At 73.4% G+C, this 23,904-nt stretch carries 24 protein-coding genes; 17 read left to right on the top strand and 7 right to left on the bottom strand.

The window, feature by feature from the left end; all coding sequences use genetic code 11:
- Entirely contained in the window at positions 1-1,860 is a 1,860-nt protein-coding gene (gene glmS / locus N912_RS0140270; protein WP_028926892.1) for a glutamine--fructose-6-phosphate transaminase (isomerizing), read from the top strand.
- On the opposite strand, the gene N912_RS0140265 is transcribed toward glmS, so the two are convergent.
- On the bottom strand, positions 1,847-2,578 hold the full coding sequence (locus N912_RS0140265) for an aspartate/glutamate racemase family protein (protein ID WP_028926891.1): 732 nt from the start codon (positions 2,576-2,578) through the stop codon (positions 1,847-1,849). The two genes, glmS and N912_RS0140265, sit on opposite strands and share 14 nt — an antisense overlap.
- A gap of 50 nt (positions 2,579-2,628) precedes the next feature.
- On the opposite strand from N912_RS0140265, the gene N912_RS0140260 reads away from it, so the two are divergent.
- Genes N912_RS0140260 through rimI form a run of 7 tightly spaced genes read left to right on the top strand, consistent with a single transcriptional unit; the run spans position 2,629 to position 8,867 of the window.
- Positions 2,629-4,113 carry a bifunctional ADP-dependent NAD(P)H-hydrate dehydratase/NAD(P)H-hydrate epimerase gene (locus tag N912_RS0140260; protein ID WP_028926890.1) on the top strand — a complete coding sequence of 495 codons (1,485 nt, stop codon included), beginning with the start codon at positions 2,629-2,631 and terminating at the stop codon, positions 4,111-4,113.
- 39 nt (positions 4,114-4,152) lie between these two features.
- Positions 4,153-5,343, top strand: a complete 1,191-nt coding sequence (gene alr / locus N912_RS57660) for an alanine racemase (RefSeq protein ID WP_037069106.1) — start codon at positions 4,153-4,155, stop codon at positions 5,341-5,343.
- The gene (locus N912_RS0140250; RefSeq protein ID WP_051581474.1) at positions 5,340-6,455 is read left to right on the top strand and encodes an alpha/beta fold hydrolase; all 1,116 of its coding nucleotides are present in this window, start codon (positions 5,340-5,342) and stop codon (positions 6,453-6,455) included. Before alr ends, N912_RS0140250 begins: the two co-directional genes overlap by 4 nt.
- A 5-nt stretch (positions 6,456-6,460) precedes the next feature.
- The gene (gene tsaE, locus N912_RS0140245) at positions 6,461-6,916 is read left to right on the top strand and encodes a tRNA (adenosine(37)-N6)-threonylcarbamoyltransferase complex ATPase subunit type 1 TsaE (protein WP_028926888.1); all 456 of its coding nucleotides are present in this window, start codon (positions 6,461-6,463) and stop codon (positions 6,914-6,916) included.
- A complete protein-coding gene (locus N912_RS0140240) occupies positions 6,913-7,641 on the top strand; it encodes an HAD family hydrolase (RefSeq protein WP_037069105.1) in 729 nt (242 codons plus the stop codon). The genes tsaE and N912_RS0140240 overlap by 4 nt, the downstream gene beginning before the upstream one ends.
- Positions 7,642-7,662: 21 nt before the next feature.
- Positions 7,663-8,394: a tRNA (adenosine(37)-N6)-threonylcarbamoyltransferase complex dimerization subunit type 1 TsaB gene (gene tsaB / locus N912_RS0140235; RefSeq protein WP_028926886.1), complete on the top strand. Its 732-nt coding sequence runs from the start codon at positions 7,663-7,665 to the stop codon at positions 8,392-8,394.
- Positions 8,391-8,867 (top strand): ribosomal protein S18-alanine N-acetyltransferase, encoded by a 477-nt coding sequence (rimI, locus tag N912_RS0140230; RefSeq protein WP_051581473.1) that lies wholly within the window; start codon positions 8,391-8,393, stop codon positions 8,865-8,867. The genes tsaB and rimI overlap by 4 nt, the downstream gene beginning before the upstream one ends.
- Here the strand turns inward: rimI and N912_RS0140225 are convergent.
- From N912_RS0140225 to N912_RS0140215, 3 genes are read right to left on the bottom strand one after another with little or no spacing between them, the layout of a single operon-like run.
- A complete protein-coding gene (locus tag N912_RS0140225) occupies positions 8,836-9,249 on the bottom strand; it encodes a type II toxin-antitoxin system VapC family toxin (protein WP_051581472.1) in 414 nt (137 codons plus the stop codon). The two genes, rimI and N912_RS0140225, sit on opposite strands and share 32 nt — an antisense overlap.
- Positions 9,246-9,467: an AbrB/MazE/SpoVT family DNA-binding domain-containing protein gene (locus N912_RS0140220; RefSeq protein ID WP_028926883.1), complete on the bottom strand. Its 222-nt coding sequence runs from the start codon at positions 9,465-9,467 to the stop codon at positions 9,246-9,248. Before N912_RS0140220 ends, N912_RS0140225 begins: the two co-directional genes overlap by 4 nt.
- 48 nt (positions 9,468-9,515) lie before the next feature.
- The gene (locus N912_RS0140215) at positions 9,516-11,090 is read right to left on the bottom strand and encodes an alkaline phosphatase D family protein (RefSeq protein ID WP_037069103.1); all 1,575 of its coding nucleotides are present in this window, start codon (positions 11,088-11,090) and stop codon (positions 9,516-9,518) included.
- 216 nt (positions 11,091-11,306) lie between these two features.
- On the opposite strand from N912_RS0140215, the gene groES reads away from it, so the two are divergent.
- Positions 11,307-11,603 carry a co-chaperone GroES gene (gene groES, locus N912_RS0140210; protein WP_028926881.1) on the top strand — a complete coding sequence of 99 codons (297 nt, stop codon included), beginning with the start codon at positions 11,307-11,309 and terminating at the stop codon, positions 11,601-11,603.
- Between the two features lie 262 nt (positions 11,604-11,865).
- Entirely contained in the window at positions 11,866-13,497 is a 1,632-nt protein-coding gene (gene groL / locus N912_RS0140205; protein WP_028926880.1) for a chaperonin GroEL, read from the top strand.
- 96 nt (positions 13,498-13,593) lie between these two features.
- Here groL and N912_RS0140200 read toward each other — a convergent pair whose 3' ends face one another.
- Positions 13,594-13,890 (bottom strand): WhiB family transcriptional regulator, encoded by a 297-nt coding sequence (locus N912_RS0140200; protein WP_028926879.1) that lies wholly within the window; start codon positions 13,888-13,890, stop codon positions 13,594-13,596.
- Positions 13,891-14,296: 406 nt separating this feature from the next.
- Between N912_RS0140200 and N912_RS57655 the strand changes: the two genes are divergently transcribed.
- The 4 genes from N912_RS57655 (at position 14,297) to N912_RS61165 (ending at position 18,404) form a co-directional block, all read left to right on the top strand.
- Positions 14,297-15,283: a hypothetical protein gene (locus N912_RS57655; protein WP_051581471.1), complete on the top strand. Its 987-nt coding sequence runs from the start codon at positions 14,297-14,299 to the stop codon at positions 15,281-15,283.
- An 84-nt stretch (positions 15,284-15,367) separates the two neighbouring features.
- Positions 15,368-15,964 (top strand): response regulator transcription factor, encoded by a 597-nt coding sequence (locus N912_RS0140190; protein ID WP_028926878.1) that lies wholly within the window; start codon positions 15,368-15,370, stop codon positions 15,962-15,964.
- A 266-nt stretch (positions 15,965-16,230) separates the two neighbouring features.
- Complete coding sequence (locus tag N912_RS0140185; protein ID WP_037069101.1) at positions 16,231-16,800, top strand: sigma-70 family RNA polymerase sigma factor; 570 nt, start codon at positions 16,231-16,233, stop codon at positions 16,798-16,800.
- 20 nt (positions 16,801-16,820) lie between these two features.
- Complete coding sequence (locus tag N912_RS61165) at positions 16,821-18,404, top strand: anti-sigma-D factor RsdA (protein ID WP_051581470.1); 1,584 nt, start codon at positions 16,821-16,823, stop codon at positions 18,402-18,404.
- A 68-nt stretch (positions 18,405-18,472) separates the two neighbouring features.
- Here N912_RS61165 and N912_RS0140175 read toward each other — a convergent pair whose 3' ends face one another.
- Positions 18,473-18,853 (bottom strand): DUF5319 domain-containing protein, encoded by a 381-nt coding sequence (locus tag N912_RS0140175; RefSeq protein ID WP_084211699.1) that lies wholly within the window; start codon positions 18,851-18,853, stop codon positions 18,473-18,475.
- 152 nt (positions 18,854-19,005) lie between these two features.
- Here N912_RS0140175 and guaB point away from each other — a divergent pair, with 152 nt between their 5' ends.
- The gene (gene guaB / locus N912_RS0140170; RefSeq protein ID WP_028926875.1) at positions 19,006-20,523 is read left to right on the top strand and encodes an IMP dehydrogenase; all 1,518 of its coding nucleotides are present in this window, start codon (positions 19,006-19,008) and stop codon (positions 20,521-20,523) included.
- A gap of 118 nt (positions 20,524-20,641) precedes the next feature.
- Positions 20,642-21,784 carry a GuaB3 family IMP dehydrogenase-related protein gene (locus N912_RS0140165; protein ID WP_028926874.1) on the top strand — a complete coding sequence of 381 codons (1,143 nt, stop codon included), beginning with the start codon at positions 20,642-20,644 and terminating at the stop codon, positions 21,782-21,784.
- Here the strand turns inward: N912_RS0140165 and N912_RS57645 are convergent.
- A complete protein-coding gene (locus N912_RS57645) occupies positions 21,744-23,309 on the bottom strand; it encodes an FAD-dependent monooxygenase (RefSeq protein ID WP_051581469.1) in 1,566 nt (521 codons plus the stop codon). The genes N912_RS0140165 and N912_RS57645 overlap by 41 nt on opposite strands.
- 170 nt (positions 23,310-23,479) lie before the next feature.
- Here N912_RS57645 and N912_RS0140155 point away from each other — a divergent pair, with 170 nt between their 5' ends.
- Positions 23,480-23,854 (top strand): tetratricopeptide repeat protein, encoded by a 375-nt coding sequence (locus tag N912_RS0140155; RefSeq protein WP_028926873.1) that lies wholly within the window; start codon positions 23,480-23,482, stop codon positions 23,852-23,854.
- Positions 23,855-23,904: the final 50 nt, after the last annotated feature.

Genomic DNA, 23,904 nt, shown 5'->3' with positions numbered 1-23,904 from the left:
ATGTGCGGAATCGTGGGCTATGTGGGCAACCGGCCGGCGCTGAACGTCATCCTGGACGGTCTGCGCAGGCTGGAGTACCGGGGCTACGACTCGGCGGGGGTCGCGGTGCTGGACGGCCGGGGCGGGCTGGCCGTCGAGCGCAAGGCCGGCCAGCTGCGCAACCTGGAGGCCCGGCTGGACGAGCTGGACGTGCCCTTCGAAGGCACCGCGGGCATGGGCCACACCCGGTGGGCCACCCACGGCGGCCCGACCGACCGCAACGCCCACCCGCACCGCGACGGCACCGGCAAGGTCGCCGTGGTGCACAACGGGATCATCGAGAACTTCGCCCCGCTGCGCGCCGAGCTGGAGGCCGCCGGCGTCGAGCTGACCAGCGACACCGACACCGAGGCCGCCGCGCACCTGGTGGCGCGCGCCTACGCGGACGGCCCGACGGCCGGCGACCTCGCGGCCAGCGTGCGCGCGGTGTGCCGGCGGCTGCACGGCGCGTTCACCCTGCTGTTCACCCACGCCGAGCACCCGGACATGATCGTGGCCGCGCGCCGGTCGTCCCCGCTGGTCGTCGGCCTCGGCGAGGGCGAGACGTTCCTGGCCTCGGACGTGGCGGCGTTCATCGAGCACACCCGCGACGCCGTCGAGCTGGGCCAGGACCAGGTCGTCACCATCCGTCGCGACGGCTACGATGTCACCGACCTGGACGGCAACCCGGCCGAGGCGAAGCCGTTCCGGGTGACCTGGGACCTGGCCGCCGCCGAGAAGGGCGGCCACGACTACTTCATGCTCAAGGAGATCGAGGAACAGCCCACCGCTGTCGCGAACACGCTGCGCGGGCACCTGACCGACCGCCGGATCGTGCTGGACGAGCAGCGCCTCGCCGACGGCGACCTGCGCGACGTGGACAAGGTGTTCGTGGTCGCCTGCGGCACCGCGTACCACTCCGGGTTGCTGGCCAAGTACGCCATCGAGCACTGGACGCGGCTGCCGGTCGAAGTCGAGCTCGCCAGCGAGTTCAGATACCGCGACCCGGTGCTGGACCGGCAGACGCTGGTGGTGGCCATCTCCCAGTCCGGGGAGACCATGGACACCCTGGAGGCGGTGCGCCACGCCAAGGAGCAGAAGGCGCGGGTGCTGGCCATCTGCAACACCAACGGCGCGCAGATCCCGCGCGAGTCCGACGCGGTGCTCTACACCCACGCCGGCCCGGAGATCGGGGTGGCCGCGACCAAGACGTTCACCTCCCAGATCGCGGCCAACTACCTGGTCGGGCTGGCGCTCGCGCAGGCGCGCGGTACCAAGTACCCGGACGAGGTGGCCCGCGAGTTCGCCGAGCTGGAGGCCATGCCGGACGCGATGGCCGCCGCGCTGGACGGCGTGGAGGCCGCGCGCGAGCTGGCCCGCGACCTGGCGCCCTCGCGCGCGGTGCTGTTCCTGGGCCGCCACGTCGGTTTCCCGGTGGCGCTGGAGGGTGCGCTCAAGCTCAAGGAGCTGGCCTACATGCACGCCGAGGCGTTCGCGGCCGGCGAGCTCAAGCACGGGCCGATCGCGCTGATCGAGGACGGGCTGCCGGTCGTGGTCGTGATGCCCTCGCCCAAGGGCCGCGCCGTGCTGCACGCCAAGCTGCTGTCCAACATCCAGGAGATCACCGCGCGCGGCGCCCGGACGGTGGTGATCGCCGAGGAGGGCGACGAGACCATCCGCCCGTTCGCCCACCACCTGCTGGAGGTGCCGGCGGTGCCGACGCTGCTGCAGCCGCTGGTGTCCACGGTGCCGCTGCAGGTGCTGGCCGCCGAGATCGCCCGGGCCAGGGGCTACGACGTGGACAAGCCGCGCAACCTGGCCAAGTCCGTCACCGTCGAGTGATAGGGCCGCCGTTCCAGGTCGGCAGGTCACGGCGGCCTACGGACACCTCGAACGCGGCGCGCGCGAGCAGCCGGGTGGAGTCGAGCACGGGCAGCGGCGAGTCCTCGGCGGTGATCAGCAGCGGGATCTCGGTGCACACCAGCGCCACGGCGTCACAGCCGCGATCGGCCAGCGAGGAGATGATCCGCACGTACTCCCGCCGCGAGCCGTCGTCGAACACGCCGTTCACCAGCTCGTCAAAAATGATCTTGTTGACCAGCTCGCGGTCGGCCGGTTCGGGGACCTCCGAGGCGATGCCCCGCGCGGACAGCGCCCGGCGGTAGACCGGGCCGTCCATCAGGTAGCGGGTGCCGAGGACGGCGACCTTGGTGCGGCCGTCGGCCTTGGCGCGCTCGGCCACCACCTCGGCGATGTGCACGCCGGGCAGCGCCAGCTCGGTCCCGGGTAGTTCCAGGGCCTGGTGCGCGGTGTTGTCCGGGCAGGCGAAGAACTCGGCGCCGGCGCGCGCCAGCCGGTCCACGCTGGTCGCCAGGATGTCCCTGATCGTCGCGTGGTCGCCGGCGTCCCAGGCGGGCATGCTGCGGGCCATCGAGATGCAGTCAAGGGTGACGTCCGGGTGGTCGTGCGCCCCGAGCTCGCCGAACCCCTCCTGGCAGAACGAGAGGAAGCACAGCGCTGCCCCCTCGGTGCTGTGTGCGAGTACGCCGAAGTGCCTCATGGCTAGGACCGTACGTGCCGCAGGCGGGGTCCGCCGCTACCGTCTGCGCCATGCGGCGGATGTGGACGGCTGAGCACGTGCGGGTCGCGGAGTCGGCGCTGATGGCCCGCGTCCCGGAGGGCGCGCTGATGCGCCGCGCCGCGTACGGGGTGAGCGTGCGGGCCGCCGAGCTGCTGCGCGAGCGCGCCGGTGGGGTGGCGGGGCGGCGGGTGACGCTGCTGGTCGGAGCGGGGAACAACGGCGGCGACGCGCTGTGGGCGGGTTACGAGCTGCGCCGCCGGGGTGCGGGGGTGACCGCCGTGCTGTTGTCGCCGGAACGCGCGCACCCGGCGGGGCTGGGCGCGCTGCGTCGGGTTGGTGGCCGGGTCGTGTCGGGGGGTGGGGACGGCGCGGTGCGGGACGCCGACCTGGTGATCGACGGGATCGTCGGCATCTCCGGCCGGGGCGCGCTGCGGGAGCCGGCCGCCGCGCTGTGCGCCGCCGCCTGCGGCGCCGGCGTGCCGATCCTCGCGGTGGACCTGCCCAGCGGGGTGGACCCGGACACCGGCACGGTGGACGGTCCCTCGGTCACGGCGGCGGCCACCGTGACGTTCGGCGCGTACAAGCCCGTGCACGCGCTGGCGCCGCACGCCTGCGGCCCGGTGCGGCTGGTGGACATCGGCCTGGGTCCGTACCTGCCGGCGGACGCCGACCTGCACGCGCTGGACGCCTCCGACGTGGGCGCGCGCTGGCCGGTGCCCGGCCCGGCCGACGACAAGTACACCCAGGGCGTGGTCGGCATCGCGGCCGGCTCCACGACGTACCCCGGGGCCGCCGTGCTGTCCGCCGGCGCCGCCGTGGCGGCCACCTCCGGCATGGTCAGGTTCGCCGGCGGCGCCGCCGACGAGGTTCGTTCCCGCTGGCCGGAGGTGGTCGCGGCGGGCTCGGTCGCGGACTCCGGCCGGGCACAGGCGTGGACCGTCGGCCCCGGCATCGGCACCGGCTCGGCGGGACGCGACACGCTGGCCGCCGTGCTCGACCAGGGCGTGCCGGTGTGCCTGGACGCCGACGCCATCACGCTGCTCGCGAACACCCCCAACCTGGCCGACGCCGCCGCCGAGCTGCCCGCCGTCTACACCCCGCACGACCGCGAGTTCGCCCGCCTCGCCGGCGACGTCGGCCCGGACCGGGTGGCCGCCGCCCGCCGCGCCGCCTCGTCGTTGGGCGCGACCGTGCTGCTCAAGGGCCATGTCACGGTGGTCGCCGACCCGGACGGCCGCGCGCTGGCGAACCCGGCCGGTGGGTCCTGGGCCGCCACCGCGGGCTCGGGGGACGTGCTCTCCGGCCTGATCGGGGCGCTGCTCGCGGCCGGCCTGGAGCCGTGGTGGGCGGCCGGCTGCGCCGCGTACCTGCATGCTCACGCCGCGTCACTCGCCGCCACCGGCCGGCATCGTCATACCGACCGCACGCCCGGGGCTCCGATCGGCGCGTCCGGCCTGCTCGCGGCGGTGCCGGAGGCCATCCGCCGGGTGCGGGCGGCGGCGCGGGCCGTCTGACGTACGAACCCGTCAGGCCCGGATGAGACCATGGCAGCCATGTCATATAACGCCGACCTCGACCACGGTGCCGCCGCGCCACGCGCCGAGGTCGCCGTCGACCTGGACGCGATCCGGCACAACGTGTCACACCTCGCCGACCTGGTGGGCTCCGCCGCCACGATGGCCGTGGTCAAGGCCGACGGCTACGGCCACGGAGCCGTCCCGGTCGCGCAGGCCGCGCTGGAGGCCGGGGCGAGCTGGATCGGCGCGTGCACCATGGCCGAGGCGCTGCACCTGCGCGCCGGCGGCATCACCGCGCCCGTGCTGAGCTGGCTGGACCTGCCCGACGCCGACTACGCCCCCGCCGTGGCACGCGACATCGACCTGAGCGTGGCCACGCCGCGCCAGCTCGACTCCGTGATCGAGGCCACCATCCGCACCGACCGCCCCGCCCGGGTCCACCTCAAGATCGACACCGGCCTGAGCCGCAACGGAGGCGCCGAGGCGGACTGGCCCGCGCTCGTGGACGCGGCCGCCAAGGCCACGGTGGACGGTCACCTCGACGTGATCGCCGTCTGGTCCCACCTGGCGCACGGCGACGAGCCCGAGCACCCGATGCTGGACCGCCAGGCCGCCAGGCTGGACGCGGCATGGCGGGTGGCGTGCGAGGCCGGGCTGAGCCCGATCCGCCACCTGGCCAACTCGGCGGCCACCCTGACCCGCCCCGACCTGCACTACGACCTGGTCCGCCCGGGCATCGCGGTGTACGGGCTGGACCCGCTCGGACGCCCGGTCCCGGACACCCCGCTGCGCCCGGCGATGACGTTCCGGGCCAGGGTGGCGCTGGTCAAGCGGGTGCGTGCTGGCGAGGGGGTGTCCTACGGGCACGAGTGGACGACCCGGACGAGCACCACGCTGGCGCTGGTCCCGGTGGGGTACGCGGACGGGGTGCCGCGCCGGTTGGGCAGCCGGCCCAGCGGGGTGGGCGGCATGCAGGTGCTGCTGGGCGGGCGGCGCCGGCCGGTGGTCGGCCGGGTGTGCATGGACCAGATAGTCGTCGACTGCGGGGACGACCCGGTCCAGGAGGGCGACGAGGCGGTTCTGTTCGGCCCCGGCGGGCGGGGTGAGCCGACCGCGCAGGACTGGGCCGATGCGCTGGGCACCATCCACTACGAGATCGTGACCGGGTTGCGGCGGGGCCGGGTGTCCCGCACCGTATTTGGTATGCACTCGAAGGGGCCGGGGTGAGCCGGCGGCGGGGTTGGCGAATAGCCGGTCAGGTGGCCGGCGGCGTCCTCGGCGCGGCGGCCACCGGCGCGGCGGTCGGAGTGGCCACCCGCTGGTCCAGGCTGTCCCGCGAGCGGCGGGCGCACGCCGACGCGGACACCCCCGCCGAGCTGGGCGCGCTGCCGCCCGGCACGCCGTGGTCGGTCACCGCCGACGACGGCGTGCGGCTGTCCGCCGAGGTGATCGAACCGCCCACCCGGCGCGGCGCGGGGATCACGGTGGTGCTGGTGCACGGCTTCGCGCTGGACCGCCGGTGTTGGCACTTCCAGCGCCGGGCGCTGGCCGAGGCGACCGACCCGGCGGTGCGGCTGGTGCTCTACGACCAGCGCAGCCACGGCCGCTCCGAGCGGGCCAGCCGGGCCAGTTGCACGATCGCCCAGCTCGGCGCGGACCTGGACGCGGTGCTGCGCACGCTGGCCCCGGACGGCCCGCTGGTGCTGGTCGGGCACTCCATGGGCGGCATGGCGATCATGGCGCTGGCCGAGCGCGAGCCGGGGCTGTTCGACCGGCGGGTGGCCGGGGTGGCGCTGCTGAACACCTCGGCCGGCGAGGTCGGCGCCGAGGGCCTGCCGGCCACGTTCCTGTCCAGGCGCAACCCGCTGACCCGCACGGTCGGGGCGCTGGCCGGCTGGCAGCCCCGGCTGGTGGAGCGGGCGCGAGCCATGGTCAACGACCTGGTCTGGGGCGTGACCAGGGCATACGCCTACGGCGACCGCACGGTGTCGAGCTGGCTGGTCGACTTCGTGCACTCGATGATCAGCGCAAACGCGGTGGACGCGCTGGTGGACTTCACCGATACCCTGGACTCGCACGACCGGGTGGCCGCGTTGCCCGCGCTGGCCGGCTGCGAGTCGTTGATCCTCACCGGCGAGGCGGACCGGATCATCCCGGCGCGGCACAGCGAGGTGATCGCCGCCGAGCTGCCGGACGCCACGCTCGTCGAGCTGCCCGGCGTCGGGCACCTGGCGATGCTGGAGCGGCCGGACGAGGTCAACGACGCGCTGGCCGAGCTGCTGGCCAGGGTGGACGATCGCCGGTCCGGGCTGCTGCGACGGCTGAGGAAACGAGCATGAGCCTGATGACGGACACCGACCTGGTGCTGCCCACCGAGGCGGACACCGAGGAGCTCGGCGCGCGCATCGGCGCCACGCTGGACGCCGGTGACGTGGTGTTGCTCTCCGGCCCGCTCGGCGCCGGCAAGACGGTGCTGGCCAGGGGCATCGCGCGCGGGCTCGGCGTGACCGGCCAGGTGGCCTCGCCCACGTTCGTGATCGCCCGCGAGCACCCACCGGCGCCTGGCGGGCGCGGCATCGCGCTGGTGCACGTGGACGCGTACCGCCTGGGCGGGCGGGCCGAGCTGGACGACCTGGACCTGGACACCGAGCTGGAGTCGGCCGCCGTGGTGGTGGAGTGGGGCGAGGGCCTTGCCGAACCGCTGGCCGCGCGCCGGCTGCTGGTGCGGCTGCGCCGCGGAGACGACGGAGACGAGACCAGGGTGGCCGAGCTGAGCTGGCAGGAGGGTGCCCCGACGTGATCGAAGCCGTGATCTTCGACTGGGGCGGCACCCTGACCCCGTGGGTGACCATGGACCACCTGGCCGGTTGGCGGGCGTACGCCGACGTGCTGCACCCCGGCGACGCGCCGGCCGCCGAGCGGGCCGCCGCCGCGCTGCTGGCCGCCGAGGAGGCCCGCTGGCAGCTGGCCAGGGACACCCACCGCGCGTTCCGGATGACCCAGGTGGTGGAGGACGCGGCCGCCGAGCTGCGCGCCGCCGGCCACCCGGAGCCGCCGTACCGACAGGACGCGCTGGCCGCGTACCGGGAGCACTGGACGGCCGCCACCTACACCGATCCCGAGGTCGGGCCGCTGCTCGGCGTGCTGCGCGACCGGGGCGCCGCGCTGGGCGTGCTGTCCTCCACCGGCTGGCCGGCGGACTGGCACGAGGACTTCCTGCGCCGCGACGGGGTGCTCGACCTGTTCGACGCCTGCGTGTGGAGCTCGGACCTGGACTGGACCAAGCCGCACCGGGAGGCCTTCGAGGCCGCGATCGCCGCCGTCGGCGCCACCGACCCGTCCCGGGTGGTCTACGTCGGCGACCGCCCGTACGACGACATCTCCGGGGCCAAGGCCGTCGGCATGCGCGCGGTGCTGGTGCCGCACAGCGACATCCCCGCGCACCAGCGGGTCCCGGTGGACGTCAGCCCAGACGCGGTGATCCAGCGCCTGTCCGACCTGCCCGCCGTGCTCGCCGACTGGTGAGCGCTCCGTAAGCTTGTCCCCGTGCTGGTGCTCGCGCTGGATACGGCGACCGACGCGGTAGTCGTCGGGCTGCTCACGCTGCCCGAGGCCGGCGAGGCTGGCGGACCCGCGGTGCTCGCCGAGCGGGCGTACCCCGGCGCGCGCCGGCACGGTGAGCAGCTGATGCCGGCCGTGCGGGAGGTGTGCGCCGAGGCGGGCCGGAGGCTGGACGAGCTGGACGCGGTGGTCTGCGGCGCCGGGCCGGGGCCGTTCACCGGGCTGCGGGTGGGTCTGGTCAGCGCCGCGTCGATGGGCGACGCGCTGGACGTGCCGGTGTACGGGGTGTGCTCGCTGGACGCGGTGGCCGCCGCCGCCCAGGTCACGGTCACGGACGTCACGGACGTCACGGCCGAGCCGCTGCTCGTGGTCGCCGACGCGCGCCGCCGCGAGCTGTACTGGGCGGCCTACGACGAGCACGGCCGCCGCACCGAAGGCCCCGCCGTGGACACCCCGGCCGCGCTGGCCGAGAAGGTCGCCGGGCTCGGCGTGCGCCGGGTGGCCGGGCCGGTGGCCGCCGCGCACGCGGACGCCCTCGGCGGCCTGCCGGAGTGTCCGCCCGCCGCCGCGCCCACACCGTACGGCCTGGTCACCGTGGCCGAAGCCGAACTCCGCGCCCGCGCCACCCCTGCCCCACTGGAGCCGTACTACCTGCGCCGCCCGGACGCCGTCCCACCCGGACCCCGCAAGCGCGCCACCCCGGCGCGGGCGGGATGAACGGGCCGAGCCGGACGATCACGGTCGGCCCGCTCTACCTGGCCGACGCCGAGGACTGCGCGCGGCTGGAGCGGCTGCTGTTCGCCGAGGACGACCCGTGGTCGGCGCGGGCGTTCCGGGACGCGCTGTGCTCCGGGCACCACTACCTGGCCGCCCGCGACGGCGCCCGGCTGGTCGGCTACGGCGGCCTGGCCGTGGTGGCCGGCCCGCCGGACCCGGAGGCCGAGATCCACACCATCGGCGTGCACCCGGACTACCGCCGCCTCGGCGTCGGGCGCCGCCTGCTGGCCGCCCTGCTCGACCACGCCGACGCGCTGCGGGCCACCGTCTTCCTCGAGGTCCGCACCGACAACGAGGCCGCGTTCGGGCTGTACCGCTCGACCGGCTTCGAGCCCCTCGGCGTGCGCCGCAACTACTACCAGCCCAGCGGCGCCGACGCGTTCACGATGCGTCGCCCGGCTCGACCAGCGTGAGCGTGGGGAAGTAGGAACCGAAGAACCCCCGGTCCCTGGTCAGCAGCCGGTCGGCGTGGTATAGCGCGTGCGCCGCGACCAGAAAGTCGGCGATCACCCTGGTCCGGGGGCCGCCCGAGCGACGGTACCGGCGCCACGCCTCGCCGGCCGCCGAGGCAGCCGACGGATCGGTGGCGACGAAGTCGGCGCCCAGCGTGCGCAGCGCGTTCCCCGCGTCATCCTCGCCGCGGAAGGCGGCCGTCGTCTCCGCCCACACGATGTCGCACACCACGATCCGGCCGGCGTCGAGGCTCGCGCGCAGCGCGTCCCGGGACGACGGGCCGTACTTCTCGTCCGCACCGAACACGTCGATGAGGACGTTCGTGTCAACCGCCGTGATCACGCGGGTCCGCGCAGCTCGTCGATCAGCTCGTCGGTTCCCCGGCCCAGGTCGAGCACGCCGTACACGCTGTCCACCGGGTCCCGCTCCCGGAGCTTGTGCGCCACCAGCCGGCCGCCGTCCTCGTGGAATTCGAGCACCTCACCGGCCCTGATCCCCAGCTGCTTGCGCAGCTGCACCGGGATCGTGACCTGGCCCTTCTCGGACACGACAGCCTTCATACCTCAAGTGTAAGAATTCCTACCTGCTGCCGCTAGCCCCTCTTCGGCTCAGGCCAGGTGCAGGCCGGCGTTGCGGTCGGCGATCACGAACCTGGCCCTGGTCTCGCCGGGAGCGCCCGGCCGGGTCACATACGGCACCACCCGGAAGTCGGCGGTCATGGTGTCCGCCGTGATCGTGGTGCGGACGTACCCGCGCCGGTTGTTGAAGAACCTCACGTGCGGGTTGTCCGCGAGCACCCCGGCGGTCTCCGGGCGCTGCTCCGAGCCGTCGCCGCCGGACGCGATCGACGTGGTGATCAGCTCGGTGCCCACGGTCGGCGAGGCCGGGTCGTCGAACCGGGCCTTGACCTCCGCCGCCCAGTGCGCGTGGACATCGCCGGTGAGCACCACCGGGTTGCGCACGCCCGCCCTGGTCCAGCCGTTCACCACCCGGTCCCGCTGGCCGACGTAGCCGTCCCAGGCGTCCGGGTTGTAGCTGTGCCCGGCGCCCGGGGTCAGGTCCAGCTGGGACAGGAACACCTGCTGGCCGAGCACGTCCCAGCGCGCCCGGGACCTGGCGAACCCGTCGAGCAGCCAGGCCTCCTGCTCCGGCCCGAGCAGGCTGCGCGCCGGGTCGGTCCGCTCCGGGCAGTCGGTCGGGTACTTGTCGCCGCACGGCTGGTCGCCCCGGTACTGCCGGGTGTCCAGCATGTGGAAGGTGGCCAGCGCGCCCCAGTCCACCCGCCGGTACAGCCGCATGTCCGGCCCGCTCGGCCGGGCCGCCGCGCGCAGCGGCAGGTTCTCGAAGTACGCCCGGAACGCGGCCGCCCGCCGCCCGGCGAAGTCCGGCTCCGGGTGCGAGGGCACCATGCCGGCCCAGTTGTCGGCCACCTCGTGGTCGTCGAATACGGCCAGCCACGGCGCGACCGCGTGCGCGGCCTGCAGGTCGGGGTCGGCGTGGTACTGCGCGTAGCGGCGCCGGTAGTCGGCCAGCGTCCGCTCCTCCCCGCCGGCGACCTGCCGGGCCGAGGGGGCCGAGCTCTTCGCGCCGGCGGCGTACTCGTAGCTGTAGTCGCCCAGGTGCAGCACCAGGTCGGGCTGGTCCTCGGCGAGCCGGCGGTACGCGGTGAACAGCCCGTGCTCGTAGCGCGCGCAGGACACGAAGCACATGGTCAGCGCGCCCAGCTCGGGAGCCACCGGCGCGGTCCGGGTGCGTCCCACCGGGGAGATCTCGGCGCCGGGACCGGACCCCACCCGGAACCGGTACCAGTACTCCCGCCCCGGCGTCAGCCCCACCGGCTCCACGTGCACCGCGTAGCCCAGCTCGGCGCCGGTGCGCTCGGTGCCGCGCTGGACCACCTCGGCGAAGCGCTGGTCGGTGGCCAGCTCCCAGCCCACGTCCACGGTGCTGGCCGCGCCGCCTGGCATCCCGCCCAGCCCGTCCTCGGCCAGCGGGTCGCGGGCCAGCCGGGTCCACAGCACCATGCCGTCCGGGGACGGGTCGCCGGAGGCCACGCCGAGGGTGAACACCGGACCGCGCGCGGGCGCGGCCGGGACCGGCGCGGGTGCGCAGGCCACCCCGCCCGCGGCCAGCGCCGCCGCCGAGACCAGGCCACCCCGCAACACCGCGCGCCGCGAAACCATGCCCCCACCCAACACCACCCCGACGAACGTCCGGTAAACCCCCAACGTGTTCGCCGCGCACAACCTCGGCGCGCGGCGGGTCGGCGTTGAGCACTGGCACTCTCGTGGGTAGAGTGCCAATTGCGCGGCAGCACGGAGCCCCGGCACCCGCGACGGCGGGGCGCCGCAGCCGCCGTTCCCAACAACTAGGAACACCCCAGGAAGGGGAGGGCACACGTGGCGAGCGTGAACATCAAGCCGCTCGAAGACAAGATCGTCGTTCAGGCCAGTGAGGCCGAGACGACGACCGCGTCTGGCATCGTCATTCCGGACACCGCCAAGGAGAAGCCCCAGGAGGGCAAGGTCCTTGCGGTGGGCCCGGGTCGGGTCGACGACAACGGCAACCGCGTCCCGGTGGACGTGAGCGTCGGCGACGTCGTCATCTACTCCAAGTACGGCGGCACCGAGGTCAAGTACAACGGCGAGGAGTACCTCATCCTCTCCGCCCGCGACGTGCTCGCGGTCGTCAACTGACCCTGGTCTATCGAACGCGACGCCGCCCCGGCCCCAGCTGGGGCGGCGTCCGCCGTTTAGACACGAACCCGATCCACGACCACGACCCGGACGCCTATCGACGGCCCAACCTCCGTACGAGTGGCCCGGTCTAAAAAGTGGCACGCCAGGCCGAAGGCCCTCCGTGATGGCGGCGGCAGGGCGCCCAACCGCCCGACCGAAGCCGACCGACCAAGGCGCGCCCTGGCGACGCGATCGCGGTCGTGCCATAAAAAGGAGAGTCATGCCAAAGCAGATCAATTTCGACGAGTCGGCGCGGCGGGCGCTGGAGCGCGGGGTGAACCAGCTCGCCGACGCGGTCAAGGTGACCCTCGGCCCGCGCGGGCGGCACGTCGTACTGGACAAGAAGTTCGGTGGCCCGGCCGTGACCAACGACGGCGTCACCATCGCGCGCGAGATCGAGCTGGACGACCCGTTCGAGAACCTCGGCGCCCAGCTGGCCAAGACCGTGGCCACCAAGACCAACGACGTGGCCGGTGACGGCACCACGACCGCGACCGTGCTGGCCCAGGCCATGGTCGCCGAGGGCCTGCGCAACGTGGCCGCCGGCGCCAACCCGACGGCGCTGGGCCAGGGCATCGCGGCCGCCGCCGACAAGGTGGCCGAGGTGCTCACCGAGCGCTCCACCCCGGTGTCCGGCCAGGCCGGCATCGCCCAGGTCGGCACCGTGGCCTCCCGGGAGGCCGAGATCGGCGAGCTGATCAGCCAGGCGATGGACGCGGTCGGCGAGGACGGCGTGATCACCGTGGAGGAGGGCTCCACGCTGGCCACCGACCTGGAGATCACCGAGGGCCTGCAGTTCGACAAGGGCTACCTCTCGCCGTACTTCGTCACCGACTCCGAGTCGATGGAGGCCGTGCTCGAGGACGCCTACATCCTGCTGCACCGGGAGAAGATCGGCGCCATCGCCGAGCTGCTGCCGCTGCTGGAGAAGGTGCTCGGCGAGGGCAAGCCGCTGCTCATCGTGGCCGAGGACGTCGAGGGCGAGGCGCTGTCCACGCTGGTGGTCAACTCGATCCGCAAGACGCTCAAGGTGTGCGCGGTGAAGGCGCCGTTCTTCGGTGACCGCCGCAAGGCGTTCCTGGACGACCTGGCGGTCTCCACCGCCGGCCAGGTGGTCAACCCGGACATCGGGCTCAAGCTGTCCGAGGTCGGGCTGGAGGTGCTCGGCAAGGCCCGCCGCGTGGTGGTCACCAAGGACACCACCACCCTGGTGGACGGCGCCGGCGCCAAGGCCGACGTGGACGCCCGGGTCGCCCAGCTCAAGGCCGAGATCGAGACCACCGACTCGGACTGGGACCGGGAGAAGCTGCAGGAGCGGCTGGCCAAGCTCTCCGGCGGCGTCGCCGTGATCAAGGTCGGCGCGGCCACCGAGACCGCCCTCAAGGAGCGCAAGCACCGCATCGAGGACGCGGTGGCGGCGACTCGCGCGGCGGTCGAGGAGGGCATTGTGCCCGGCGGTGGCTCCGCGCTGGTGCACGCCGCCGCCGAGCTGTCCGGCGGCCTCGGGCTGACCGGGGACGCCGCGACCGGCGTGGCCATCGTGCGCCGCGCGCTGGAGGCACCGGTGCGCTGGATCGCGGCCAACGCCGGGCACGAGGGCTCGGTGGTGGTCGCCAAGGTCGCCACGCAGGACTGGGGCGGCGGCTTCAACGCGGCCACCGAGACCTACGACAACCTGGTCGAGAGCGGCATCGTCGACCCGGCCAAGGTGGCGAAGGCCGCGGTGGTCAACGCCGCGTCCATCGCGCGCATGGTGCTGACCACGGAGAGCACCGTGGTGGACAAGCCGGAGGAGGAGGCACCCGCCGGCGGCCACGGGCACGGCCATGGCCACGGGCACGGGGGCTTCTGACGCTCCCTCGGGCGTAGGAACCGCCGCGCGGGCCGTTCGGGCACGGCGTGGACGTCTTCACGAGTCCGCGTCGGGCACGAACGGCCCGCGTCGCGACTAGTGAAGGGTGAGCTGGCGCTTCCTGGTCCTGATCAGCCCGTCGCGCTCGGACTCGGACAGCCCGCCCCAGATGCCGTACGGCTCCTGGACGCGCAGCGCGTGCCGCCGGCACTGGTCCAGCACGCCGCACCCGCCGCAGACGGCCTTCGCCCTGGCCTCGCGGTTCGCCCTGGCCGGTCCGCGCTCGCCTTCCGGATGGAAGAAGAACGCGCTGTCCATGCCCCTACATGCGCCGTGCAGCTGCCAGTCCCACAGGTCCGCGTTGGGACCGGGCAACCTGCGCGTATCAGCCATGTTTCTACCCCCGGTACGCCTCTACCGTTGGCTCGAGCCTGATCAGCAGGTTCGGGCACCAGTTTGGTCAAACATTTGACTGTCACATTAGGAGCGGGTTTCTGCCCTGACAAGCGTTCAGTCGTAAGCAAGCCTCACAATCACATCGCTTCGGGTGAACCGGGCCGCCGGACAGTTGACAACCGCCGGTTGCTTGGGCTTCGCGAAGCCCGGCCTCGGCCGGCATCGGGGTGGCGGCCGACGGCCGATTTGTGACGTAGGTGACAATGCCCTGGTGCGGGGGTTGCGGTCGGGGACTGCGCCGGAGGCTCGGGAGCGAGCCGAGCCGGCGCGCGTGCCCGAGCGCGCGCCAGGGACTCCGGAGACGATGCCCCGGACGCCAGAGGCGCCAGAGACAGAGCCCCCGGTGGCCGTGGAGCGCATCGCCTTCGGCGACCGGCCGGACGCACCGCTGATCGTGCGACCCGGCGACCCGGCGCGGCGGCGCTGGCTGGCCGCGGTGGTGCTCGGCGCGCGCGGCGACTACGCGGCCGCCGCCGAGCTGCTGGACCACTTATACCGAGACCGCCGGACGCCCACGGCGGTGCGCGCACACGCGGCGGTGACCCGTGCCGCGCACCTGCGCCAGCTGGGCGGCCACGCCGAGGCGCGCCGCTGGGACGGCCTAGGCCTCGCGCTGGCCACCACCGCCGCGAGCCCCGCCCCCGCGAGCCCGGCCCCCGCGAACCTGGCCGATCCCGAGCGGCTCGGCCTGGATCTCGCGGCGGCCGGGGTGGACGCGCTGCTCGGGCTGGCGGCTGATGCGATCGGGCTAGCCGACACCGGGTTGGCGCAACGGCTGTTGGGCCGTGCGCGGGCGGCGGCGTTGAAGCACCCCTCATGGCGGCCGGCCGTCCGGTGGCACTGGGTGCGGGCCGAACTGGCGCTGAGCACCGGCCGCCCGGACCAGGCGGAGCCCGCCGCCCGCCACGCCCTCGCCGCCGCCACCGAAGCCCGCGCGGTCCGGCACGAGATCAAGTCGACGTTGGTCCTCTCGGTGGCCCACGCCGGCACCGGCCGGCCGGTCGACGAGCTGGTCGACACGCTCGACACGCTGGCCGGCCGAACCCGCCGCGCCCGGCTGGCCAGCCTGGAGTGGCCGATCCAGTTGTTGATCGCTGACCTGATCGGTGGTGTGGATCTAGCCCGATCGGGGGGCTGCCGGCGCCGGGGCGTGCACGTTCTGGCATGCATCCGCCGTCGGACCGACCCTCGGGGGCGGCGTGCGTTCGACCGTTCACCCTGGGTGCCTGCAATATCAGGCCCTCCGCTGCTCCATTCGGAGGTCAATCACCCACCCGGGACGTGCCGCTCAGCGCATTCTTCCCGAATGGAGTGCAAAAATAGGCCCTGATCGTGTCAAGGTAGATTCCCTGCCAGCCGATACGGGGGATGAGATGTCACCCGGCTGCAGGAGCAGCTGTAGGAAGGAGTCCCTGTGACGACGGTACTGATCTGCGACGATCGTCGTAGCGTTCGCGAGGGGCTCACTCGCGTGATGTCCGCGGTGCCGGGGGTGCACCGGATCGACTGTGTGGCGCACGGCGACGAACTGCTGGCCCGGTACTCCCGGCAGCCGGTGGACGTCGTGCTCGTGGGAACCCAACGCGCGGTTCCCACCGGCGTCGAGGCGACGCGTCGCCTCGTCGCAGCGCACCCTCAGGCAAATGTCATCGTCTTCGGGGCACCGGATGACGCTGGCAGCATCGCCGCGGCCATTGCCGGGGGAGCCCGTGGTTACCTGCGCTGGGACGCCTCGCGTCCCGAGCTGGTGGCCGCATTGGCCCACACCCTTGCCAGCACGGCGGTTCCCACTCCACGGGCGCCCACCGATCCCGGTGTGCAGCTCACCGAGCGGGAGCTGCAGGTACTGCGGGGGATGAGCCAGGGCAAGAGCAACGGCCAGATCGGGCGAGAGCTCTACCTGTCCGAGGACACCGTCAAGACGCACGCCCGCCGACTGTTCCGTAAGCTCGGCGTCCGTGATCGCGCCCAGGCGGTGGCCCACGGATTCCGTCGGGGCCTGGTTTCGTAGTCCGAATACCCACATCGACCGCCGCCGTGCGCGGCTGTCAGCCTGAGACCGGATGAGCTTGCAGATGCAACCTCATCCGGTCTCGCGCGTCTTACTCCTGGTGGCTCGGGCGGTCGTGGACGGCGCGGAAATACTCTCAGGGCAGCGAGGTCCCACCCGCTACGGTTGGGGCTCTCGGGGGCTTTGGGGTTGTCCTGTCGCTCGACGCAGTACCCTCCCCGGGCACTGGAGGGGCCGTGTCGGTAACACCTGGACGACTATCAGCGATGAGTGATTCGACGGACGACGAGTTCGATGCCTACGTGGCCGCCGCGATCCGCGGCGACCGCGTGGCGATCGAGTACGTCCTGAAGACCATCCGCCCGCTGGTGGTCCGTTACTGCCGTGCCCGCCTCGGGCGCACAGAGCGGACGTTCGCCTCGGCGGACGACGTCGCGCAGGAGGTGTGCATGGCCGTGCTCACGGCGCTCTCAAGCTACCGAGACCAGGGTCGCCCCTTCCTCGCGTTCGTCTACGGTATCGCGGCCCACAAGGTTATTGACGCACATCGCGCGGCGGGGCGTAACAAGTCGGACCCTGTCTCCGATGTACCGGACAGTCCCGAGGTTGGCGACGGACCGGAGCAGCACGCGCTGCGGTTCGAGTCCGCCGGTGAGATGGGGAGGCTGCTCCAGGTACTTCCGGAGAAACAACGCGAGATCTTGGTCTTGCGCGTGGTGAACGGGCTGTCCGCCGAAGAGACGGCGGAGGCCGTCGGTTCCACGCCTGGCGCCGTCCGGGTCGCCCAGCATCGGGCGCTCGGCCGGCTGCGCAAGGCGATGTCCGAGGGTCGGTAGCAGAGGAGGTGGTCTGAGAAATGCGTAACCCCTGGCAGGGCGATGGCGCCTCGCGGCGCAGACGCCGTGGGTCGGACCGCCCCGGCGCACCCCCCGGCGCGTCGCCGTACGACTTCTCCGTTGACATCGACGACCAGGTCGACCCGGTCGACCTGCTGGCGATCCGCGCGGACGACGAGCTGCTCGACGCGCTGGCCGCCGGCCGCACCATCGGCGGCGGGCCGTCGATCGCCGGGCTCGACCACCGCTTCGACTCCGGGTACAACGACGACCAGCAGGTGCTGGCCATGCTGCAGGCGTGGCGCACCGACGTGGAGTCCGAGCCGTTCCCCGAGATGATCTCCATCGAGGAGGCGTCCGAGGCCATCGTGGCCGGCCAGCGCGCGGCACGGCCGAGGCGCCGGCTGGTTCCGGTGGCCGCCGCCGCGGCGGTCGCGGTGATGGCGCTGTCCGGTGTGGCCATCGGCGCCAGCACGGCCCAGCCGGGCGACCCGCTCTGGGGCGTGTCCAGCCTGCTCAACCCCAACCGGGCCAAGTCCGTGGAGGCCGCCGACAGGGTGAACGTGGCGCTGGCCACCGCGCAGCAGGCGCTGGCCGAGGGTCGCCCCGCCGACGCCAGGGCCGCGCTGGCCGGTGTCGCGCCGGACCTGGAGCACGTGCGGGAACAGCAGCGCCGCGAGGAGCTGACCCGCAGGAGCGAGAACCTGCTCGACGTCGCCGACAACACCAAGGACGGCGAGAGGGTCGACACCCGCGAGGACGGCTCCCCCAAGGACAGCGAGAAGGCGCGCGAGCACGAGAAGCGCCGGCACAGCAGCGGCCGGTCGAGCAGCAGCTCGAGCAGCTCGAGCGGATCCGGTAGCTCCGGCGGTTCGAGCGGTTCCAGCGGCTCGGAGAAGCCCGGCAGCGGCGGCCCGATCTACGACCCCCGGTCCGCTCCCGACTACCCCAAGTCGGAGACGGGCAGCTCCGGCGGCCCCGGCTTCCCCCTCCCCGGCAACCCCGGCTTCCCCGGGCCGAACCCCACCAACGTCCCCGGCTTCCCCGGAAGCAACCCCGGTACGTACCCCGGCTTCCCGGGCTTCCCCGGCACGACCCCGGGCATCCCGGGCTTCCCCGGCGACCCCCGGCGGGAGTCGCAGAAACCGTCCGAGCAACCCCGCCCGTCGCCCGACTCCACCAAGCCCTCCGACCCGGCCCGCCCGGCGCCCGACTCGACAAGGCCGTCGGACTCCACCCGCCCGGGTCCGGAGAGCAGGCCGACCCCGGGGCCGAAGCCGTCGCAGGAGCCCAAGCCCCCGGAGTCCAAGCCGGCCACGGACACCACCCGGCCGGAGACGACCAAGCCCGCTACCGAGACGACGAAGCAGCCCCCGGACAACACCAAGCAACGCAACAAGCCGAGCGAGGGTGACGGCAACGAGGGCGGCGGCGGTAGCGGGAGTGGCGGCTCCGGCAGCGGTGGTGCGAGCGGCGGCGGCGAGCAGCACGAGAAGCCGAAGGGCCAGAGCCGGGGCGGGCACGCCGAGAACTTCATGGCCCCGGCTCGCCCCTACCCGACCGCGAACGCGCCGGCCGGGAACGCTCCACCCCCGCAGAACTAGACGGTCAAAGGCGAAACAAAAAAGGGGCGCCCCGACGGGTGCCCCTCTTGTTGTGCCTGCCTGACGGTTCAGCCCGCGCTGAACACCGCGTCCGCGTAGCCCCGGCAGTACTCCCAGGTCACGTAGTGCGTGGGGTCCGGGTCGAAGGCGGGCTCGTGGCGGCGCATGTGGCCCTCGTCGAGCAGCTGGCGCAGGCTGGCCCGCAGCAGGTTCCACTCGTGGAAGTGCTGCTCACCGCAGTCCGCGCAGTCCACCACCAGGCCCCGGATGCCGCGCTCCTCCAGCAACGCCTGGTAGACGGCGAGGTCGCTGAGATCCTCCACGATCTCTTCGCGTTCCTCGGGGGTCAACGGCTCCAGCACGTCCTCGGCGGGCAGGCTGTCCAGCGCCCGCGCCGGGTCGTGCGGGTCGCCGGCGAACGGGTCCGGTGGTAGGGCATCCTGCGACACGCGCTCCACCGTACTCGGATTCGTCCCGCGCCGTGACCGGAGTCCGTGGTATGCGCGCGGCGGTGGGCCCGGCGCCACGCTACGAGCGACGAGAGGCGCCGGATAGGATTGAGGGGGCCGTTCCAGACCGCGTCGAGGGGTTGACCACCGCAATGACCACCGAGGTGACCGCCGGACTCCCGCCGAAGTTCGCCCGGCTCGGGTTGACCTTCGACGACGTGCTGCTCCTGCCGTCGGAGTCCGATGTCCTGCCCAGCACGGTGGACACCTCGTCGCAGCTGAGCCGCAACGTGCGGCTGCGGGTGCCGCTGGTGTCCTCGGCGATGGACACGGTGACCGAGGCGCGGATGGCCATCGCGATGGCCCGCCAGGGCGGCATGGGCGTGCTGCACCGCAACCAGTCGGCCAACGAGCAGGCCGCGCAGGTCGAGGTGGTCAAGCGTTCCGAGGCCGGCATGGTGACCGACCCGGTCACCTGTGCGCCGGACGCCACCCTGCGCGAGGTGGACGAGCTGTGCGCCCGCTACCGGATCTCCGGCGTGCCGGTGACCCACCCGGACGGCACCCTGCTGGGCATCATCACCAACCGGGACATGCGCTTCGAGGTCGACCACGGCCGCCGGGTGAGCGAGGTGATGACCCGCCAGCCGCTGGTCACCGCCCAGGTCGGGGTGACGGCGGAGGCCGCGCTCGGGCTGCTGCGCCGGCACAAGATCGAGAAGCTGCCGATCGTGGACGGCGCGGGCATCCTGCGCGGGCTGATCACCGTCAAGGACTTCGTGAAGACCGAGCAGTACCCGATGGCCACCAAGGACCCGGACGGCCGGCTGCTGGTCGGCGCGGCGGTCGGGGTCGGCGAGGACGCCGTCGAGCGGGCCATGCTGCTCACCGAGGCGGGCGTCGACGTGATCATGGTGGACACCGCGCACGGGCACTCCCGCCGGGTGCTGGAGATGGTGGCCAGGCTGGCCAAGGAGACCGGCGACGGCGTCGACATCGTCGGCGGCAACGTGGCCACCCGCGAGGGCGCGCAGGCGCTGGTGGACGCGGGCGCGGACGGCGTCAAGGTCGGCGTCGGCCCGGGCTCGATCTGCACCACCCGGGTGGTGGCCGGCGTGGGCGCGCCGCAGATCACCGCGATCTACGAGGCGGCCCAGGTGTGCGAGCCGGCCGGCGTCCCGGTGATCGGCGACGGCGGCATCCAGTACTCCGGCGACATCGCCAAGGCCATCGCCGCCGGTGCCAGCACCGTCATGCTGGGCAGCCTGCTGGCCGGCACGGCGGAGGCCCCTGGCGAGCTGATCCTGGTCGGCGGCAAGCAGTTCAAGACCTACCGGGGCATGGGCTCGCTCGGCGCCATGCGCGGGCGCAGCAGCGACAGCGGCGGCAAGTCCTTCTCCCGCGACCGCTACGCCCAGGACGACGTGCTCAGCGAGGAGAACCTGGTGCCCGAGGGCATCGAGGGCCGCGTCCCGTTCCGAGGCGCCCTGACCCAGGTCATGTACCAGCTCCTGGGCGGCCTGCGCTCCGGCATGGGCTACACCGGCAGCACCACCATCCCCGAGCTCCAACAGGCCCAGCTCGTCCGCATCACCGCCGCCGGCCTCAAGGAGTCCCACCCGCACGACATCACCATGACCGTCGAGGCCCCCAATTACGTGACCAGGTGACCACCCGCCCTCATGCGTCCGCGAGTCGGGCGTTTCAGCACACCGAGTCGCGCGTTTCAGCACACCGCGAAGGATCCCGGATCCGCCCCCGCGCGCCGGGCAGGGGACACTAGCGGCCGTGCGTGACCTTGTAGAGATCGGCATGGGCCGCAGCGCCCGCCGGGCGTACGACCTGCATGACATCGAGATAGTGCCGTCGCGGCGGACCAGGACGTCCCAGGAGGTGTCCACCGCCTGGCAGCTCGACGCCTACCGGTTCGAGATACCGCTGGTGACCCACCCGACGGACGCGATCGTGTCCCCGGCCACGGCGGTGCGGATCGGCCAGCTCGGCGGGCTGGGCGTGCTCAACGCCGAGGGCCTGTGGGCGCGGCACGCCGACCCGGAGGCGATGCTGGCCCGCGTGGTGGAGGCCTCCGAAGGCGACATCGAGGAGGGCGGCGTGCCGGCGGCGGTGCGGCTGCTGCAGGAGCTGCACACCGCGCCGATCCAGCCCGACCTGCTCGCCGAGGCGCTGCGCCCGGCGCGCGAGGCCGGGGTGACGGTGGCCGCCAGGGTCAGCCCGCAGCGCGCCCGTGAGCTGACCCCGCACCTGCTCGCGGCCGGGGTGGAGATCCTCTTCGTGCAGGGCACCATCATCTCCGCCGAGCACGTCTCGCACGCCGCCGCCGAGCCACTGAACCTCAAGCAGTTCATCGCGGACCTGGACGTGCCGGTGGTGGCCGGCGGGGTCGGCGACTACCGCACGGCCATGCACCTGATGCGCACCGGCGCGGCGGGCGTGCTGGTGGGCTACGGCGAGTCGCTGGCCACCACCACGGACGCCGTGCTGGGCATCGGGGTGCCGATGGCCACCGCGATCGTGGACGCCGCCGCCGCCCGCCGCGACTACCTGGACGAGACCGGCGGGCGGTATGTGCACGTGATCGCGGACGGTGGGATCTTCGGCTCCGGCGACATCGCGAAGGCGATCGCCTGCGGCGCGGACGCCGTGATGCTCGGCGAGCAGTTGGCCGACGCGGACGACTCGCCGGCCTCCGGCCTGTACTGGACCCCGGCCGCCGCGCACCCGTCGTTGCCGCGCAGCGAGGTGATCGGGCTGGAGCCCAGGGGCCGCGACCTGGAGACCGTGCTGTTCGGCCCCTCGGACTGGCCGGACGGCACGATCAACCTGTTCGGTGCGCTGCGCCGCGCGATGGCCAAGACCGGCTACTCCGACCTCAAGGAGTTCCAGCGGGTGGGGCTGACCATCCGCCGGTAGCGCGGGTGATCGCGGTCAGGGCGTCGTGCAGGGCGCCCCGGTGCGGCGGGCGGTCACGCCAGCGGGCTCCGATGTGGCCGTCGGGCCGCACCAGGAATGCCCCGTGCGGGCCGCAGCCGAGCGCCTCGGGCAGGGCCTCGATGCGCAGCGGCCACGGTGGCGTGGTCAGCCGTTCCCAGTAAGCGGGGTCGGGCGTGAGCAGCGTGAACCACTCGCCGAGCGTGTCGAGCGTGGACTCGCCGTCGGTGAGCCAGAGGTGCGGCATGCGGTGGCCCGGCGCCGCGGTGGGGACGTAGTCGGTGCCCTGGTCGTCCTGGGGCGGCGTGTCGTCGTCGGTGAGGACGGCGGTGGAGCGGTAGGCGACGCCGAGCACCAGGCCGAGCTGGGCGAAGTACCGCTGCGACCAGGGCAGCTCGACCTGGGTCGCGCCGCCGTTGCGGAGCTGTTCCTGGCGCCGGTTCTGTGCCTGGACCCAGAGTTGGCTGTTGGCCACGGCCTGGCGCAGGTTGAGGTGCGCGACGGGTTGCCGTTCCGTCTCGTAGGTCTTCAGCAGGTCCGGTCCGGCCCAGCCGTTGAGGACGCCCGCGAGCTTCCAGCACAGGTTGTGCGCGTCGGCGAGGCCGACGTTCATGCCAAGGCCGCCGGAGGGCGGGATCGCGTGCGCGGCGTCGCCGGCCAGCAGGACACGGCCGTGGCCGAAGCGCTCGGCGACGAACGCGTTCACCATCCAGTGCTGCACGCGCAGCACCTCGGGGTGCATGGTGGCGTCGCCGAGGGCGCGCGAGACCAGGCCGGGCCAGTCGGCGCGGTCGGGGTCGTCGGGGGTGGGGACCAGCCAGGCCCAGCCGCCTTCCGGGTACAGCGGCAGGAACGACCCGTGCGCGGTGGCGTAGACGCCGGCGGGCTGGCGGGCGGACCAGCCGTCCAGGTCGGCGTCGAACACGACGGTGGTGAAGCTTCGCAACGCGCCGGGGCCGGTGGTGTCGATCCCCAGCCGGTGCCGGACCGTGGAGTTCGCGCCGTCGGCGGCCAGGAGGTAACGGGCGCGGACGCGAGCCTTGCCGCCGCCGTGCCGGTCGGCGAGCACGGCGGTGACGAGGCCGTCGGGCTCCTGGCGCAGCTCGACCAGCTCGGCCCCGAACAGCACCTGGGCGTCCGCCGCGGCGAGCAGGGTGGGCTCCAGCCGGTCCTGCGAGGTGAGCGCGCCGATCACCGGGCTCTCCGGTATCGGCGCGTTGATCCCGGCCATCGCGTCGGTGGCGAAGTCGCCGTCGAACAGGGTGTCGCGCAACCGGATCCGGCCGTACTCCGGCGCGAACGCGCGCGCCGTGATCGCCTCCGCGAGCCCCAGCTGGCGGAAGATCTCCATCGAGCGGACGTTGACCAGCCGGGACCGGGGGAACGGCGACAGCTCGCGCCGCTTCTCGACCAGCAGGGTCCGTACCCCCCAGCGCTCCAGCAGCGCCCGGGCGGTGAGCCCGACCGGCCCACCCCCGACGATCAGCACCGGCACCTCGGCGTCCACGGTCCTGAGGTTGTCAGCTCCTACCGGTGACCGGCGAGGGAGCAGGCCCGAGAAGATCCGGGGCAAACCCGAGGTCGCGGCGGGGGACAGCCCCACCTCGTGGTGGGAATGCGCGGGAGGGCCGCTGTGTTATAGCGCGCGGAGAGTGAGGGGAGAGGAGGTAGCGCGGGATGTCCGAGACGTTCATGGAGAACTACGAGCGGTCGGTGATGTTCTTCGAGGCCGGGGACTACGTGACGGCGTCGAGGATGCTGGCCGAGCTGGTCGGGGAGGCGGGCGGCGACGTGTCGCTGCGGCTGCTGCTCGCGCGCGCCTACTTCCACTCCGCCCAGCTGGGACGGGCCGAGGCGCAGCTGCGTGAGGTGCTCGAGCGGGATCCCGTCGAGGCGTACGCGCACCTGCTGCTGGGGCGGACGCTGCAGCGGCGCAACCGTCACGACGAGGCCGGCCGACACCTGCGGCTGGCCGGTGCGCTGTCCGGCGAGCCGGTGGCGGAGGACTGGATCGAGCGCGGGTTCGAGGTGGTCGACGAGCCGGCGGCCTGACCCGGGGACGTCGTGAGTGGCGAGCGTGGCTACGGCCATGCTCGTCACTC

Origin of the sequence: Actinospineispora acaciae DSM 45401 (assembly GCF_000620785.1) — a bacterium.
Lineage (GTDB): Bacteria > Actinomycetota > Actinomycetes > Mycobacteriales > Pseudonocardiaceae > Pseudonocardia > Pseudonocardia acaciae.
This window is presented reverse-complemented; position numbering and strand designations above follow the sequence as displayed.